We start from the raw sequence: 15,612 nt of genomic DNA on the forward strand, positions 1-15,612 counted from the left end.
CGATATGATGCGCAACTGCCGATTCGGCACTGAGGCAATATACCTAAATAGGAGTTAAAAATCGAGGTGTTAAGTGAATATTGAGGAGGATAAGCGCTATCTTGATGATTTTTTAGTAATCTTGTTGAGTTATTTTGCTATTTTAATAGCGCTTTTGCTTCGATCATGATCTCAACGCGTTTCATTGAGAAATCGCTATAATAGTGGAGTGAACTCATATGAGCGAGCTTGTTGAGGATCCGTAAATTGTTATAAGGGGATAAGATGAGTAGAAAAATTAGTGCGGTAGCATTTGATCTTGATGGAACATTGATTAATAGTGCAAAAGGATTAACGGAAGCGATCGACCTGATGTTAAAGACTTTAGAGTATCCTGTTGCCGGTTTTGAAAAAGTCTCGGTCTGGATTGGAAATGGCGCTATTAATTTAGTAGAGAGTGCCCTTAAAGATGCTGGAGATTTGACGCTTGAACAGTTTGATGAGGCGTATGATCTCTTTAATCGTTTTTATGCTGATGTTTTAAAGAAGGGAAATGAACTCTATCCCGGCGTGCGTGTGACGTTAACCGCATTGAAAGAGCAGGGCTATCGTTTAGCGATGATTACTAATAAGCCATCACGTTTTTTACCACAACTATTGAAGGATCTCTCTTTAACATCACTTTTTGACCTTGTTTTAGGCGCCGATGATGTCGCTGCAAGAAAGCCGCATCCGGCACCGATCTATCAGACATTGGGGGCTTTTGGGCTTTACCGCGAAGAGCTTCTTTTTGTAGGAGATTCCCGCAATGATATTGAGTCGGCAAAAGAGGCAGGTGTTGCAACAGTTGGTCTCACTTATGGTTATAACTTTGGTCGGCTCATTTCAGAAGAGAATCCTACCTATGTGATCGATCATTTTGAAGAGCTCTTATCGATTTTGGAGATTCGATCTTAGAGAGAATCTCTTTTTCATGACTGATGATATCTCATCTAGTTAGCTATCAATATCTATAATGACAAGATGGCAAGACGAAAAGAGAAAAGAGCTATAGCAACAGAGAGTGATTTCAAATTTGAAGCTCTCCATTAATCTATAGCTCTTTTTCTTGCTGATTGCTCTTTAGCGATCGGTTTTGTGAGTTTTGTTAATCTCTTATCTCTATTAACATTTCAACACTTTAATGTTCTATCGATTAGCCACCGACAGCTGCAGAGGCAACTTGTGGGAAGAGTGGTGTCATAAGATAGAGTTTAATGACAATCGCATTGACGATATCGATAAAGAATGCCCCCACCATCGGTACTACTAGGAAGGCTTTTTTTGAAGGACCAAAGCGCTCTGTAACCGCTTGCATATTAGCAATGGCTGTAGGCGTTGCCCCAAGACCAAATCCACAGTGACCTGCCGCGAAAACAGCACCATCTAAACCACGACCCATCACATTGTAGGTGATGAAGACCGCATAGAGCGCCATAATAATTGCTTGTACCGCAAGGATAATGATCATTGGGATCGCGAGAGATTTAAGCTCCCACAATTTAAGACTCATCAATGCCATAGCAAGGAAGAGAGAGAGGCTGACGTTTCCAACGATAGAGACGGAGCGCTCAAAGATAATTTGATCACTGATCAGTGAGAGAATGTTATTGATAATCACACCCACAAAGAGGACACAAACAAAGGTAGGAAGTGCAAATTTTGTGCCGTTGAGTGCATCAGAGATAATGGTTCCTAAAGTGATTGAGATCAGAATCATGGTAATGGTCTCAATCAATGCATTTGAAGTAATACGACGACTTGCGCGGGGTTGTTCAAAGGCGGTGATATCATCAGATGCTTCCTTATCTTGATCTTGCCCCATAATAGTTGTGTCAAGATTCATTTGGCGTTTACGAAGGAGCATGCGCGCTACAGGACCACCGACTAAGCCTCCTAATACAAGACCAAAGGTCGCACAGGCCATTGCAATCTCTGTTGCATTGGTAAAACCATAATCTTTGGAGAAAACTTCGCCCCAAGCGGCGCCTGTTCCGTGGCCACCTGCTAATGTTATAGAACCTGCGAGAAGTCCCATCAGTGGATCAATACCTAGTGCTTTTGCTAAGCCAATACCAACACCACTTTGAATTAAGAGGAAGATGACCACGACAAAGAGGAAGATTAAGAGGGAGACGCCCCCTGAGAGGAGGCTTTTGAAGTTTGCATTAAGACCGATTGTTGCAAAGAACATCAACATTAATGGCGTTTGTAATGCTGTATCGAACTTGATTTCAAAGTCGAAGACAGTTTTTAAGATTAAGATCGTAAATGCAATAATCAATCCACCAGCAACAGGACTTGGGATTGTAAAACGATCGAGGAGGGGGATTTTTGCGACAACAACACGACCAAGAAGCAAGGTTAAACAAGCAATGACGATCGTGGCGTATACATCAAACGAAATCATGTTTGAGCTGATCATTAGGGGTAACTCCTATATCTAAAATAACGATTTTTCAATCAATTCTCCTTCTAGTAGAAGGCTTCTATCTCAATACCCTAATCGAAAAATATCTCTAAGAAGTATCTCTAAAAGGTATCTCTAAAGCTTATCTCTAGCGGTTATCTCCAAGTGTTATCTCAAAAACTTCTAGAGAGCATCCAAAGAGGAACCAAAGAGGATACCAATAGCGATGTGAAGATACTTCTCCATTAGGGTTGGTAGTTCTAAAATGTGCGTTTAGAGCATTGATAAGCACTAAAGCGCACGATGATCCTCGATAATGACGGATCAAACAGTATGCCAATGAGGATACATTCTATAGCAAAGGGCAATCTGTTATAATTCAGTGATCTAAAACTTTGCAAAATTAACCTGAGGCAATCAGCGATGACAAAACGACTTTTACAATGGATTCTTCCCTTGAGTCTTCTTCTATCCCCAACAATAACTTTGGCAAATCAGAAGTTTATTGTCGATTATTTCCAAGATCTAGAGACGCTCGAGGCCAATTTCACACAAGAGATTATCACTAAAGATCGTGTTGATACAACTACCGGTGAATTGATCGTTGAGAAAAATAATCGGGTATTAACAGAAAAAGAGCAACAATTATCCTCGAAAAAGGGGCAGAAAGAGCGAACATCATCCCCTAAATTTCTCTTCGATTACCAGAAGCCTTATCAACAAATTTTAATTAGTAATGGCAAAAAGTTTTGGTTTTCCGATGTCGATTTAATGCAGGTAATTATTAAGCCTCTCTCTGAAGTGCTCAATAATCCTGTCTTGCAGATCCTCTTGAGCTCTGAGCCTTTAGATCAATATTTTGATATTAAAACCGTTAGAGATCGCCGAGAGTATCTCTTAACCCCTAAAATGGGGCATTCTGACTTAGAGGTGAAAGATATTCAGGTCATCTTTGCCAATCGCAAAATCTACTCCTTCAATGTGGAGGATGTTACGGGTCAAAAGATCTCTTTTGTGATGAAACGTGTTCAAGAAAATAGAGAGATCCCCGCTTCTCGCTTCGATTTTACAATTCCTGCTGATGTCGATGTGATCGATGAGACAAAGTAAGAGATGCCGATTCAAAAGTGCACCAATGAATGTCATTAAGTGCTATGAATTGTTATGGAGCGTTATGAATCGTTATGAAATATCACAAAATGTAATGGGATGGAATAAGACAGATGAAAGATCTCTTTTCTGACTTAGCAGAGGAGACAAAGTTACAATTCTCCCCTCTAGCTGATTTAGCGCGACCACAAACGTTAGCGGAAGTCGTTGGGCAAGATGCGCTTTTAGGTGAGGGAAAGCCACTCTATGAAGCGTTCCGAAGTGGCGTTCCCCATTCGATGATCTTTTGGGGGCCACCCGGAGTCGGAAAGACAACGTTAGCCAATCTGATTGCGAAAGAATTTGATGCGGCGTTTATCTCTCTTTCGGCTGTCTTCTCAGGCGTAAAGGAGATTCGAGAGGCGATTAAAGAGGCTGAAAGCTATCAACTTCAAGGTCGCAGAACGATACTCTTTATCGATGAGATTCATCGTTTTAATAAGAGTCAGCAGGATGCGCTACTCCCTTTTGTGGAATCGGGTCTTGTGACCTTTATTGGTGCAACCACAGAAAATCCCTCATTTGAGATTAACCAAGCATTATTATCGCGCGCTTCGGTCTATCTTCTCGCGCCACTTGATGATGAGGCGCAAAAGCGTTTAATTGAGCGTGCTTTAAACCGTTATTATCCGCAATATCAGCTTGATGAAGCGGCAACAGAGCGTTTAGTTGAGTATGCCGGCGGTGATGGCCGGCGGTTATTGAATCTTCTTCAACAGCTGCTTGTAGTGGCTAAAAATGATGAGCTGTATGAGATTGGTCGCCCCTTAGTTGATCGGATCTTATCGAATCAGCCGAAGCGCTTTGATAAAGGGGGTGATTATTTTTATGATCAGATCTCCGCTCTTCATAAGTCGATTCGAGGTTCTGATCCAGATGCTGCGCTCTATTGGTTCTCGTTGATGATGGAAGGTGGTGTCGATCCTCGCTATCTTGGGCGAAGAATCCTGATGATTGCTTGGGAAGATGTTGGTCTTGCAGATCCTAGAGGGATACAGATTGCCACAGATGCATTAACCACTTACGAGCGATTAGGAAGTCCTGAAGGGGATCTTGCTTTAGCACAAGCGGCGATCTATCTAGCCTGTGCCGCAAAATCGAATGCAGGTTATATGGCTTTTAAGAGAGCGAGGCAATTTGTTGCAGCTGATCAGACGCGACCAGTTCCCCTTCATCTTCGTAATGCCCCTACAAAATTGATGGCAGATCTCGGGCATGGGCAACATTACCGTTATGCACATGATGAGCCCAACGCTTATGCTGCCGGCGAACGCTATTTCCCTGAAGGCATGGATGAGATGAGGTGGTATTACCCAACAGATCGAGGATTAGAGCGACAAATTGGTGATAAGCTCAAGTTTTTAGATCAGTTAGATGAAGCGGCTAGAAAAAATCGATCTTCATAGGGGTAGTTGAGCTTTATAGTTTTAATTTTCTCTACCAATCGATTAGATTTTGATGGTAGAGAAATAGGATTAATTTTAATTCGTTTGATTAACTATTCTGTTTTTAGTTTAGAATCATCACTTGAAGTTTCTCTATTAGACTCAAATAGCTATTGATCTAAGATAATCAATTCTGATGCTAGGTCGGGAGTATTGATCAAGGTATCTGCGACAGGGCAGGTCTTGTCAACAAAAGCAATCAGCGCTTCAATCTTTTCACGAGGGGAATCGGAATCAAAGTAATAGAGGCTCTTAACTTGGCTAAGCCCTATCTTCGCTTCGGGGTTGATTCCTAGAAAACCATCAACATCTAGTTCTCCTTCAACTTTTACGCGAATTTCTCGAAACTGTACATCAAATTTTTTAGCATAACTTTTAGCAACAATACATTTGCATGCACCTAAAGCACCAAGAAGAGCTTCTATAGGGGTCATTCCCGCATCACTACTTCCAAGGTTTTCTGGTTCATCAAGTGTAATGGTGTGTTCTCTTGCGGTCACTGTTACACGCAGTTGCTCTTCTAATCGAGTTTCTACAGAGGTTATCTCTTTTGCCATTTTTTAACTCCTTCTCTCTATTTTTGATTCAAATATTCAGTAAAATCATTAAAAATGATTTGTTAGGTATGTTTAAGGAGTATAGTAGCAAAGATCGAGGGTAATAAAATATTCTCTCAATTTAGGAACAATTGAATCAGGCAAAAAAGAACCCTGCCATCAATAGTTGCTAGCAGGGCTCTCTGTTTTTAAAAGTCTTTATTTATAAATTTTTATTTGTAAGTTTTTAATGATTTCTTAAGTCTATTTTAAGAGCTTAAATTGAAGCAATTGCTCTTTCTAATCGTGCAAGCGTTCGCTCTTTGCCGACTAAATAGAGGGTCTCATCAAGGTTGGGGGAGTTTGTACGCCCAACGATTGCGGTACGAAGAGGCATACCGACTTTTCCCATTCCCACTTCAAGATTTTTCGTGACAGTTTTAACTGCCGCATCAAGCTCTGCAGGTTCCCATTCTGTGACATCACCTAAAACACGGACTAACTCTTCGAGTACTGGTTTTGATACCTCCGTAAGCTGTTTTGCTTTTGCAGCTTCATCGATCTCAATCTCATCGATAAAGAGATATTTAATCATTTCCGCAAGCTCAACTAATGTTTCCGCACGTTTAACATGTGCTTCAACTGCTTTTGTGAGAAAGTTATCAAATTCTGGTGTGGTTTCTGTTTGGATACCAATTTTCTCTAAGAATGGCTTGAGCAATTGTCCTAATTCTGCTGGATTTTTCTCGATCATATAATGTTGATTGAGCCAGAGAAGTTTTGAGGTATTAAAAGCACTTGCTGATTTAGAGACATTTTTTAGATCAAAATATTGAACCATCTCTTCGAAGGTAAAGATTTCTTGATCGCCATGAGACCAACCGAGACGAACAAGATAGTTGATCACCGCTTCTGGGAGAAAGCCTCGCTCATAATACTCCATCACACCTACTGCACCGTGACGTTTAGAGAGTTTTTGGCCATCATCTCCTAAAATCATCGCTAAATGAGCAAAGTGAGGAACGGGCTTGCCTAATGCTTTGAAGATATTGACCTGACGATAGGTATTGTTGATATGGTCATCACCACGGATAACATGGGTGATCTCCATATCGACATCATCAACAACAACGCAGAAGTTGTAGGTGGGTGAACCATCACTACGAGCGATAATAAGATCATCTAACTCACTATTTTGAACGCTCAAGTTTCCATGAACGAGATCAGTAAAGCTCGTTACGCCCACTTGTGGATTTTTAAAACGAACCACAGGCTTAATACCTTCTGGGATTTCAGGAAGTGTCTTGCCCGGCTCAGGGCGCCACGTACCATCGTAACGTGGTTTTTCTTTCTTCGCTTCCGCTTTTGCACGCATCTCGGCTAACTCTTCAGGCGTACAGTAGCAGTAGTAAGCATGACCTTTCTCTAAGAGCTCAGCCACAACCTCTTTATAGCGATCAAAACGTTTAGTTTGGTAATAAGGACCTTCGTCATATTGAAAGCCTAACCATTCTAAACTCTCCATAATTGCCGCGACTGCCTCAGGTGTTGAGCGCTCAAGATCGGTATCTTCGATACGCAAAACGGTTGTACCTTTGTTGTGAAGGGCAAAGAGATGAGAAAAGAGCGCAGTTCTAGCGCCACCGATATGGAGATAGCCCGTTGGAGATGGGGCGAAGCGAGTTTTAACCATAATAATAGATCACATTATCCAGTTTAAAAGGTGAATTAAATAGTCAATATCTTCTGCCAGGCACTCGATCGATTATCGAAATCGGGGACAAAAGAGATTGAGAGATAAGATAAAGAGTGCCATTTAATCGACCTAATCGGAGTGATTTTATCGATAAAGGCGCTCTTATAATGGGGATAATTATAGCACTCTTACTCAATTAAAGAGCAGATAAATCATTCTTGAGAGGGGCTTTAAGCTTCTGAATCCTCATGTTTTGTAACCTCAAAAGAGCCCTCTTCTGCTGCTAATTTTGCCGCTCTTTTCTTCTCAATACGTTTACCGATATAGAGGCCTAATTCAAAGAGAAGTAGTGCTGCGGTTGCAAAGATAATCATTGAGAAGGGATCGGGGGGCGTTGCAATGGCAGAAACGGTGAAAACACCCACAATAATGTAGGGACGTTTTTTTACAAGACTCTCCGTTTTTATAATCTGTAAAGAGATGAGGATAATGAGAACAATGGGGATCTCAAAGACAATTCCGAAGAAGAAGAAGAGGCGTAAAACTGTTGAGAGATATTTGCCGATATCTGTTGCCATTTCAACGCCTGATGGCGCAGACCCTGAGAGAAACTTAAACATAATGGGCATAACGGCGTAGTAGGCAAATGCCATCCCTGTATAGAAGAGAATAACACTTGAGAAAATGATGGGAAATGCCACTCGCTTTTCATGTTGATAGAGCCCCGGTGCGACAAACCCCCAAACTTGATAGAGCACCCAAGGGATGGCAATAAAGAAGGAGACCCAAAGCGTTAATTTAATGGGGACAATAAAGGGTGCGATCACATCGGTAGCAATCATTTTCCCCCCTTCTGGTAAGACATTGAGAAGAGGTGTTGCGACAAAGTTATAGATATCATCACGGAAGTAGATGAGAGCTAAGAAGATAATTAAGACCCCGGCACCGGCACGAATAAGGCGATCACGAAGCTCAATAAGATGATGAATAAAGGATTGTTCTTTAGCGGTAGAATTTGTCATAGTCGGGATATCTATCGAGTTATAAACGGAGGTTAAAATGCAAAGATTAAGATGCAAAGAGGAACTCTTGGATTAGACGTGTTCCTGTAATTCCTAGTAATAGAATGACCGCTGTCAGCAGAATAAACTTCGCTGCAGGGCGACCACGTAAACCATAGTAGTGATGCGCCCATAAAATAGCACCATAGAGAATCCATGCAAGCCCGGTTAAGACCGTTTTATGAATGAAGTGGGGCGAAAACCATTGATCAAAGAATGCAAAACTTGTTACAAGGCTGACTGTTAGGAGAATAAAGCCGATGGTGAGCATTCTAAAGAGAAGCAGCTCCATACGTAAAATGGGAGGAAACTTCTGGGTGATTGAGCGCCGATTTTTTAACGCTCGATCCCGGAGATAGAGTAGTAATGCTTGTACGGATGCAAGTAGCAAAATCGCATAGGCGATAATAGAAGTTAAGATATGGAGGCTTAACCAAGGAGATGGGGTACTAAAACCGACATCTTGATGATCAAATAGGGTTAAAATTTGTGTCGCACCGGCAAAGAGCATAATAGCAATAGCTGTATTGAGGTGCCGCTTAAGGTAAGGAATGATAAGAAGGACCATCATGATTGAAGCTAAAGAGAGCGCTTCAATGGCGCTAATGACTTCAAGATCCCCAATTGATAGTTGATAACTTAAGGAGATTGCATGTAAGCCGAGTGCTGAGAAGATCGAGATATAACTGAGGGGCAACCACCATTTTTGTCCCTTCTTGAAAAGATGCGCAAGAAGAAGTAACGCTGACAAAAGATAGAGTCCAATATTGAGTGATACTAATGTCATAATCTTAAGATTCTTACCTTTTTATATCTAAGGGGGAACTTTAAAGAAGTCCCTATATCAAGTAAACTATACAGTGATTTTACTAGAAAATTGATAAGAATTATAAATAAAAGCTAAAAAGGGTTTTTATGTTTGAAAATTTAAGTGGTCGTTTAAGACAAACAATGCGTTCCCTTAGAGGGCAGGCGAGATTAACAGAGAGTAATATTCAAGATGCTCTGCGTGAAGTCCGTATGGCGCTTTTAGAGGCGGACGTTGCGTTGCCTGTGGTTCGTGAGTTTATTAACCAGGTGAAAGAGCGTGCTGTTGGTCGTGAAGTGATCGAGAGTTTAAACCCTGGGCAAGTTTTTGTGAAAGTGGTTCATGAAGAGCTCATCAATATTATGGGCGAGAGTAATGAAACCTTAAACCTGCAGACACAGCCGCCGGCAGTAATATTAATGGCAGGTCTTCAAGGGGCGGGTAAAACCACAAGTGTTGGTAAATTAGCGCGTTACCTTAAAGAGCGTGAGCGTAAAAAAGTCGCCGTTGTGAGTGCGGACGTCTATCGTCCTGCGGCGATTGAGCAGCTACGAAAGGTGGCTGGGCAGGTGGGTGCAGAGTTTATCCCCTCAACGGGAGATGAAAAACCACAAGAGATTGCACGTCGTGCGTTAGAGAGTGCAAAATTGATGAATGCGGATGTCTTAATTGTGGATACCGCAGGTCGTCTCCATATTGATGAGACGCTCATGACCGAGATTCAAGAGATCCATCAAGTGCTCAATCCTATCGAGACTCTCTTTGTCGTCGATAGTATGACAGGACAAGATGCGGCAAACACGGCAAAGGCCTTTAATGATGCGCTCCCTTTAACGGGGGTTGTTCTGACAAAGATCGATGGTGATGCGCGTGGTGGTGCGGCTCTTTCGATTCGTCATATTACCCAAAAGCCTATTAAATTCTTAGGAGTTGGTGAGAAGCTTGAAGCATTAGAACCTTTTCACCCCGATCGTCTAGCATCTCGTATTTTAGATATGGGAGATGTGCTCTCTTTAGTTGAAGAGATGGAAGCTAAAGTTGACCAAGAAGAGGCTGAGCGGATCACGAAGAAATTTAAGAAAGGGGAAGGCCTCGATCTCAATGACTTCAAAGCACAGATGGAGCAGATGCTCAATATGGGAGGCATCAATACGTTACTGACCAAATTGCCGGGAATGGGTGATATTGCGGAGAAAGCTAAAGGGAAAGTGGACGATAAGATCTTTGTTCAGAAGATTGCCATTATTAACTCCATGACGCCGGCAGAGAGAGCCGATCATAAATTGATTAAAGCGCCACGTCGTAAACGGATCGCAGATGGTGCAGGTGTCAATATTCAAGAAGTCCATAAACTTTTAAAAGAATTTGATCAGATGCAACGGATGATGAAGCAATTTAAAGGGGGCGGTGTTAGAAAGATGATGCGTTCCCTCAAAGGTAAATTGCCACGCCGTTAATATGTTATCGGTATCATAGGTTGATGCCCGATGATGGATAGAATCAAAATTGATAAGAGAACCCTTATTGCTCGGCAGTAAGGGTTTTTGCCAAATAGGGAGAGAAGAGATGAGTAGAGAATCGATCAATCATATTCCAGCGCTAGATCGAGAGGCGCTAGAAGGTGGCTATCAGAGCGGACAAGGTCATAGCGGCAATAGTCATGGGCATAATAATGGTGGAGGAGCCCTTGATTCCTCGCGCTTAACAGAGGCGTTAGCCAATGCCCTCAACAATGCAACTGTCGAGGCCCGGAGAAAGAGACGTTGGACCATCTTTTTCCGATTGCTCTTTGGTACCCTCTTTCTATTAATGGTCTTACTCTTTTTTGCCGGAAGATCGATCGAAAGCGGAGCGATTAAGGTTGATTCAGAGGGGCGTGTTCTCGATCGTTATAGTGCGGTAATCGATCTAAAGGGGATTATTGCTGAAAATAGTGATGCAAGCGCTGCAAGATTGATATCAGCACTAGGGAAAGCTTATCAAGATCCTAAAGCTGTCGGAATTATATTGCGAATCAACTCAGGGGGAGGATCTCCGGTACAGAGCGGTTATGTCTATGATGAGATTAATCGTCTTCGTGCGCTCTATCCTCATAAGAAGCTTTTTGCCGTGATTGAAGATATTGGCGCTTCGGGAGCTTACTATATTGCGGCTGCCGCAGATCAGATCTATGCAGATAAAGCGAGTTTAGTGGGATCGATCGGGGTGACTGCGGCGAGCTTTGGTTTTGTCGAGTTGATGGATAAGATCGGTATTGAGCGTAGGCTCTATACATCAGGGGAATATAAAGCTTTTCTCGATCCCTTTTCACCCCAAAATCCTGTTGAGACAGAGTTTTGGAAAGAGGTACTCGATGGTGTCCATCAACAATTTATTACCGCAGTGAAAGAGGGGCGCGGTTCTCGATTAAAAGATGCTGATAATCCGCTACTCTATAGTGGTCTTGTTTGGAATGGAGAGCAGGCGCTCTCCCTAGGATTGATCGATGGTTTAGGTTCAGCGGCTTCTGTTGCAAGAGAGTGGCAAGCGCCGGCATTGATCGATTTTACAGAGAAAGAGGATCCATTGAGTAAGATGATGCGGGAGCTAGGGTTAGGTGTGATATCTACCATTAAAGCACTCTTGCCACAGCCGGGACTCTATTAAAACTTTCTTTTTCATGTTCTCTCTTAATAGGAGATGATCGATCGACTTATGGCTGATCGACTTGCCTGAAAGAATTCTCTCGTGAGTCGCCAATAAAAGAAGCGCTATCGAACGGTAGAGTCAATGATCATTAAAGATGATGACTCTGCCATTCAAATAGCGCTTTTTATGATGATGTTTCTTCTCTTTTGAGTGATTGATTACTCTTAAAAAGGGGGCCTACGCCCCAATGTGCACCCAATGTGCATATCGTAACTAGTGATTCTGATCTTCTAATTGATGATCGTAATCATTGTCGATTAAGACTGCTTGCATCAAGAGGCTTGCCGTTGCGGTATTACAAGCAATCGGAATGTTGTAGAGCGTTGAGAGACGGATCAATGCTTTAACATCAACATCATGGGGCATTGGCGTTAAGGCATCTGTAAAGAAGATCAACATATCGAGTTTATCAGTACAGATCATTGATCCTAATTGTTGGTCGCCTCCGAGAGGACCGCTCTTTAATCTTGTTAAAGAGAGATCGGGATACGCCTCTAAAATATGGGATCCGGTGGTTCCTGTTGCGTAGAGATTATGTTGTCTAAAGTAGGGGAGATAATCTCCGATCCAATCTACCAAGAGCTTTTTTTTTGCATCGTGGGCGACTAAGCCGATAGAGAGAGGTTTCATATTTAATATCCTTCTAGGTGGTAAAAGCGGGACAAAACTTATTACTGATAATAGATCCTCTGATCTATTTTGCAATAGCGATGATCAAGATCTCAATCACTCTCTCTTTCTTATTCGTTGCTCTTATTCATTGTTCCTATTTGTTGTTCTCTGTACGCTTCTTTTTTATATTTTCTTTTTACCCAATTTCCCAAATAGTGGGATACTGTGCCAAGCAAGCCCTGTTGTTTCGAGGACCACTATGGGCGCAAGAAGTAGGAGTGCTGTGATATTAGGAAGCACCATTAAACCGTTAAAGAGATCCGCCATCTGCCAGACAATATCGACATGGATAAAGGCAGCAAAAAAGATGCCAATAACGGCGATTAGCTGAAAGATGGGTACAGCCGCACGACTCTTAAAGAGATAGCGAACATTTGTTTCGGCATAGTAGTACCAGCCAATAATGGTTGAGAAGGCAAAAAAGAGTAGGGAGATTGCGATAAAGATGCCTCCGATAGAGCCAAATACCATCTCATAGGCATATTGGGTGATGGTAATGCCGGTACCGTGACCGTCAAAGAAGGAGAGGAAGGAGGGATTGTCACTCATTGAGGCTTCCCAGCCTCGTATCCCTGAGGTAATAATCACAAGACCCGTTAAGGTGACTATAATTCCCACCACAAAAACCCCCATCATAGCGATATAACCTTGCTCTTCTGGAGTTTTAACTTTAGCAACCGCATGAGCATGAGGTGTTGAGCCCATTCCCGCTTCATTCGAGAAGAGTCCTCGTGCAATACCTAAACGCATTGCTTGCTGAATTGCAATTCCGGCCCCACCCCCTAAAACAGCTTCAGGATTGAAAGCTGCGATAACAATCATCTTTAATGCCGGGAAGATATATTGATAATTGAGGCCTAAGACGATGATAGCTCCTAGAAGGTAGAAGAAGGCCATTGAAGGGACAACTTTTTCAGTAAAGGCGGCAATATTACGAATCCCACCAATAATAACGAAGGCAACGAGCAGTGAAACTACAAGAGCCGTGATCCAAGTGGGAATCGAGAGTGACTTTTCAAAGGCCGATGCAATCGAGTTTGACTGCACCATATTGCCAATAATGCCGAGCGCCAAAATGATGAAGATGGCAAAAAGGATGGCAAGCCATTTGATACCTAACCCTTTCTCAATGTAGTAAGCCGGGCCTCCTACAATCTGTCCTGTACGATCATAGGTGCGATATTTTTGCGCTAAAATGGCTTCTGCATAGATGGTCGCCATTCCAAAAAAGGAGGAGACCCACATCCAGAAGAGGGCTCCTGGCCCACCGGCGATAATTGCTGTTGCCGGTCCTGCGAGATTCCCCGTTCCTACCTGTCCTGCAATGGCGGTTGATACCGCTTGAAATGAGCTCATTCCCTTTTTATCTGCCCGTTTTCCTGAGAGGGAGAACTTGGCAATTAAGGTCTTTAGGGCGCTCTTAAATTTTCGAACCTGAATCCCTTTTAGGAGAAAGGTGTAGAGAATCCCAGTACCACAAAGAAGGTAGACTAGCAGATAGTCCCAAAGGATTGTTTGAAAAGCGGTTAATAATGTATCAAAAGACATTGATCAGAATTCCTAAAATTGTGGGAAATAGCGCCCAACAGCTAGCTTTTGTTCATAGGCTTAAGTCAACTATTACGGCAAATTTTTAAGCTAATTTTGAGAACTCTGTATAATGATCTCTTCACAAAAGCATTATGCATGTAGTATCTCAAAAAGAGATTATTATAAGCATAAAAAGAGAAAGATGAAAGTCAAAGCGTATTTACTAGAGCCTAGGAGGGGCATGTAATCATGCAAGTATTGGTATTAGGAAGCGGTGCTGTTGGCACCTCACTCGCATATTTTTTAGCTAAAAAAGGTTTTAAAGTCACAGTTGTTGATCGACAGGATGGCGCAGGACTTGAAACAAGTTACGGTAATGCGGGGCAGATCTCACCGGGTTATGCGTCCCCATGGGCGGCGCCGGGAATCCCAATGAAAGCGATTAAATGGCTTATGCAGAGTAAGCATGCACCTTTGGCAATTCGTCCTACCTCTAGCTTAAAACAGTATAAGTGGATGTGGGATCTCTTCTTAAATTGTAATGAGAAGAGCTATGCAATTAATAAGGCGCGGATGGTTCGTATCTCTGAATATAGCCGAGATTGTTTAAGAGACTTACGTGCTGAGATCGATCTTCATTATGAAGAGAGAACTTTAGGAACAACACAGCTCTTAAGAACTGAAAAGCAGATGGAAGCGATTAAGAGCGATATCGCGGTATTAGAGGAGTTTAATGTCCCTTATGAAGTTCTTGATCGTGATGGCATTGTAGCGGTTGAGCCGGCATTGGCAAAAACGGTTGATAAATTAGCAGGAGGATTGCGTCTTCCTAATGATGAGACAGGCGATTGCTATCTCTATACAAGTCGTCTTGCAGAGAAAGCAAAAGCGCTAGGTGTAGAATTTAAGTTTGGTGCTATTGTTGATAAGATCGAAGTAGATGGAAAGAAGGTCACCGGCGTTATTGTTGATGGTGAACGATTAACAGCAGATGCTTATGCAGTCTGTTTAGGGAGTTATGGTGCTGAAAAATTGGCTCCGATCGGAATTGAGATTCCTGTCTATCCTTTGAAAGGATACTCGCTCACAATCCCTATCACAAATCCTGATATGGCGCCTAAGTCTACAATTTTAGATGAGACTTATAAAATTGCGATCACCCGTTTTGATGAGCGTATTCGTGTCGGCGGTATGGCAGAAGTAATGGGGTATGACTTGAGTCTTGATCCTCGTCGTCGCGAGACATTGGAGTTTGTGACAAAAGATCTCTATCCAGAAGGGGGAGATATTCCAGAGGGGATTTTCTGGACCGGTTTAAGACCGGCAACACCTGATGGAACGCCTATTTTAGGTCGTGCAAAATATGATAATCTCTTCTTAAATATCGGTCACGGAACGCTAGGTTGGACCATGGCGGCAGGATGTGGTCGTTATGTGAGTGACTTGATTGCAGGCGAAACACCTGAGATTAGCACTGAAGGGCTCGATATCACGCGATATAAGCGTTAAATCGATTCACTAAATCGATCGTTATATCTACGATCGTTATACCTATTAAATCTTTAAAAGAGGCTCATAGAAGATGAGCCTCTTTTTTAT

13 protein-coding genes are annotated in these 15,612 nt (G+C 42.4%); 6 read left to right on the forward strand and 7 right to left on the reverse strand.

What is annotated here, in order from left to right:
* Nucleotides 1-264 precede the first annotated feature (264 nt).
* On the forward strand, nt 265-936 hold the full coding sequence (locus AC0SAP_RS07945) for a phosphoglycolate phosphatase (protein ID WP_286483137.1): 672 nt from the start codon (nt 265-267) through the stop codon (nt 934-936).
* Between the two features lie 238 nt (nt 937-1,174).
* Here AC0SAP_RS07945 and gltS read toward each other — a convergent pair whose 3' ends face one another.
* Nucleotides 1,175-2,428, reverse strand: a complete 1,254-nt coding sequence (gene gltS / locus AC0SAP_RS07950) for a sodium/glutamate symporter (protein ID WP_473383824.1) — start codon at nt 2,426-2,428, stop codon at nt 1,175-1,177.
* A gap of 423 nt (nt 2,429-2,851) precedes the next feature.
* Between gltS and AC0SAP_RS07955 the strand changes: the two genes are divergently transcribed.
* Both AC0SAP_RS07955 and AC0SAP_RS07960 read left to right on the forward strand, forming a co-directional pair.
* On the forward strand, nt 2,852-3,538 hold the full coding sequence (locus tag AC0SAP_RS07955) for an outer-membrane lipoprotein carrier protein LolA (protein ID WP_473383797.1): 687 nt from the start codon (nt 2,852-2,854) through the stop codon (nt 3,536-3,538).
* A 113-nt stretch (nt 3,539-3,651) separates the two neighbouring features.
* Nucleotides 3,652-4,983, forward strand: coding sequence for a replication-associated recombination protein A (locus AC0SAP_RS07960; RefSeq protein ID WP_286483141.1), 1,332 nt, complete (start codon nt 3,652-3,654; stop codon nt 4,981-4,983).
* A 149-nt stretch (nt 4,984-5,132) separates the two neighbouring features.
* Here AC0SAP_RS07960 and AC0SAP_RS07965 read toward each other — a convergent pair whose 3' ends face one another.
* From AC0SAP_RS07965 to AC0SAP_RS07980, 4 genes are all read right to left on the reverse strand, one after another.
* Entirely contained in the window at nt 5,133-5,579 is a 447-nt protein-coding gene (locus AC0SAP_RS07965) for an OsmC family protein (protein ID WP_286483142.1), read from the reverse strand.
* 256 nt (nt 5,580-5,835) lie between these two features.
* On the reverse strand, nt 5,836-7,254 hold the full coding sequence (gene gltX / locus AC0SAP_RS07970) for a glutamate--tRNA ligase (RefSeq protein ID WP_353623227.1): 1,419 nt from the start codon (nt 7,252-7,254) through the stop codon (nt 5,836-5,838).
* A gap of 230 nt (nt 7,255-7,484) precedes the next feature.
* On the reverse strand, nt 7,485-8,276 hold the full coding sequence (gene tatC / locus AC0SAP_RS07975) for a twin-arginine translocase subunit TatC (protein ID WP_473383798.1): 792 nt from the start codon (nt 8,274-8,276) through the stop codon (nt 7,485-7,487).
* Nucleotides 8,277-8,322: 46 nt separating this feature from the next.
* Complete coding sequence (locus AC0SAP_RS07980; RefSeq protein ID WP_094568310.1) at nt 8,323-9,102, reverse strand: cytochrome C assembly family protein; 780 nt, start codon at nt 9,100-9,102, stop codon at nt 8,323-8,325.
* 128 nt (nt 9,103-9,230) lie between these two features.
* Here AC0SAP_RS07980 and ffh point away from each other — a divergent pair, with 128 nt between their 5' ends.
* Both ffh and AC0SAP_RS07990 read left to right on the forward strand, forming a co-directional pair.
* Nucleotides 9,231-10,580 carry a signal recognition particle protein gene (gene ffh / locus AC0SAP_RS07985; protein ID WP_473383799.1) on the forward strand — a complete coding sequence of 450 codons (1,350 nt, stop codon included), beginning with the start codon at nt 9,231-9,233 and terminating at the stop codon, nt 10,578-10,580.
* A 109-nt stretch (nt 10,581-10,689) separates the two neighbouring features.
* Nucleotides 10,690-11,769: a S49 family peptidase gene (locus tag AC0SAP_RS07990; protein WP_473383800.1), complete on the forward strand. Its 1,080-nt coding sequence runs from the start codon at nt 10,690-10,692 to the stop codon at nt 11,767-11,769.
* A 255-nt stretch (nt 11,770-12,024) separates the two neighbouring features.
* On the opposite strand, the gene AC0SAP_RS07995 is transcribed toward AC0SAP_RS07990, so the two are convergent.
* Nucleotides 12,025-12,441, reverse strand: coding sequence for a methylglyoxal synthase (locus tag AC0SAP_RS07995; protein ID WP_094568307.1), 417 nt, complete (start codon nt 12,439-12,441; stop codon nt 12,025-12,027).
* Between the two features lie 165 nt (nt 12,442-12,606).
* On the reverse strand, nt 12,607-14,031 hold the full coding sequence (locus AC0SAP_RS08000) for an alanine/glycine:cation symporter family protein (RefSeq protein WP_473383801.1): 1,425 nt from the start codon (nt 14,029-14,031) through the stop codon (nt 12,607-12,609).
* 231 nt (nt 14,032-14,262) lie between these two features.
* Between AC0SAP_RS08000 and AC0SAP_RS08005 the strand changes: the two genes are divergently transcribed.
* Complete coding sequence (locus tag AC0SAP_RS08005) at nt 14,263-15,522, forward strand: D-amino acid dehydrogenase (protein WP_473383802.1); 1,260 nt, start codon at nt 14,263-14,265, stop codon at nt 15,520-15,522.
* The last annotated feature ends 90 nt before the right edge of the window (nt 15,523-15,612 follow it).

It is taken from the genome of Ignatzschineria sp. PL_is040 (assembly GCF_055813795.1).

Excerpts from the sequence above, each read along its gene's own strand:
- AC0SAP_RS08005 (WP_473383802.1), top strand. The coding sequence starts at position 14,263 with ATGCAAGTATTGGTATTAGGAAGCGGTGCTGTTGGCACCTCACTCGCA.
- AC0SAP_RS07960 (WP_286483141.1), top strand. The coding sequence starts at position 3,652 with ATGAAAGATCTCTTTTCTGACTTAGCAGAGGAGACAAAGTTACAATTC.
- AC0SAP_RS07945 (WP_286483137.1), top strand. The coding sequence starts at position 265 with ATGAGTAGAAAAATTAGTGCGGTAGCATTTGATCTTGATGGAACATTG.
- AC0SAP_RS07965 (WP_286483142.1), bottom strand. The coding sequence starts at position 5,579 with ATGGCAAAAGAGATAACCTCTGTAGAAACTCGATTAGAAGAGCAACTG.
- AC0SAP_RS07990 (WP_473383800.1), top strand. The coding sequence starts at position 10,690 with ATGAGTAGAGAATCGATCAATCATATTCCAGCGCTAGATCGAGAGGCG.
- AC0SAP_RS08000 (WP_473383801.1), bottom strand. The coding sequence starts at position 14,031 with ATGTCTTTTGATACATTATTAACCGCTTTTCAAACAATCCTTTGGGAC.
- gltS (WP_473383824.1), bottom strand. The coding sequence starts at position 2,428 with ATGATTTCGTTTGATGTATACGCCACGATCGTCATTGCTTGTTTAACC.
- AC0SAP_RS07980 (WP_094568310.1), bottom strand. The coding sequence starts at position 9,102 with ATGACATTAGTATCACTCAATATTGGACTCTATCTTTTGTCAGCGTTA.
- ffh (WP_473383799.1), top strand. The coding sequence starts at position 9,231 with ATGTTTGAAAATTTAAGTGGTCGTTTAAGACAAACAATGCGTTCCCTT.
- AC0SAP_RS07995 (WP_094568307.1), bottom strand. The coding sequence starts at position 12,441 with ATGAAACCTCTCTCTATCGGCTTAGTCGCCCACGATGCAAAAAAAAAG.
- AC0SAP_RS07955 (WP_473383797.1), top strand. The coding sequence starts at position 2,852 with ATGACAAAACGACTTTTACAATGGATTCTTCCCTTGAGTCTTCTTCTA.
- tatC (WP_473383798.1), bottom strand. The coding sequence starts at position 8,276 with ATGACAAATTCTACCGCTAAAGAACAATCCTTTATTCATCATCTTATT.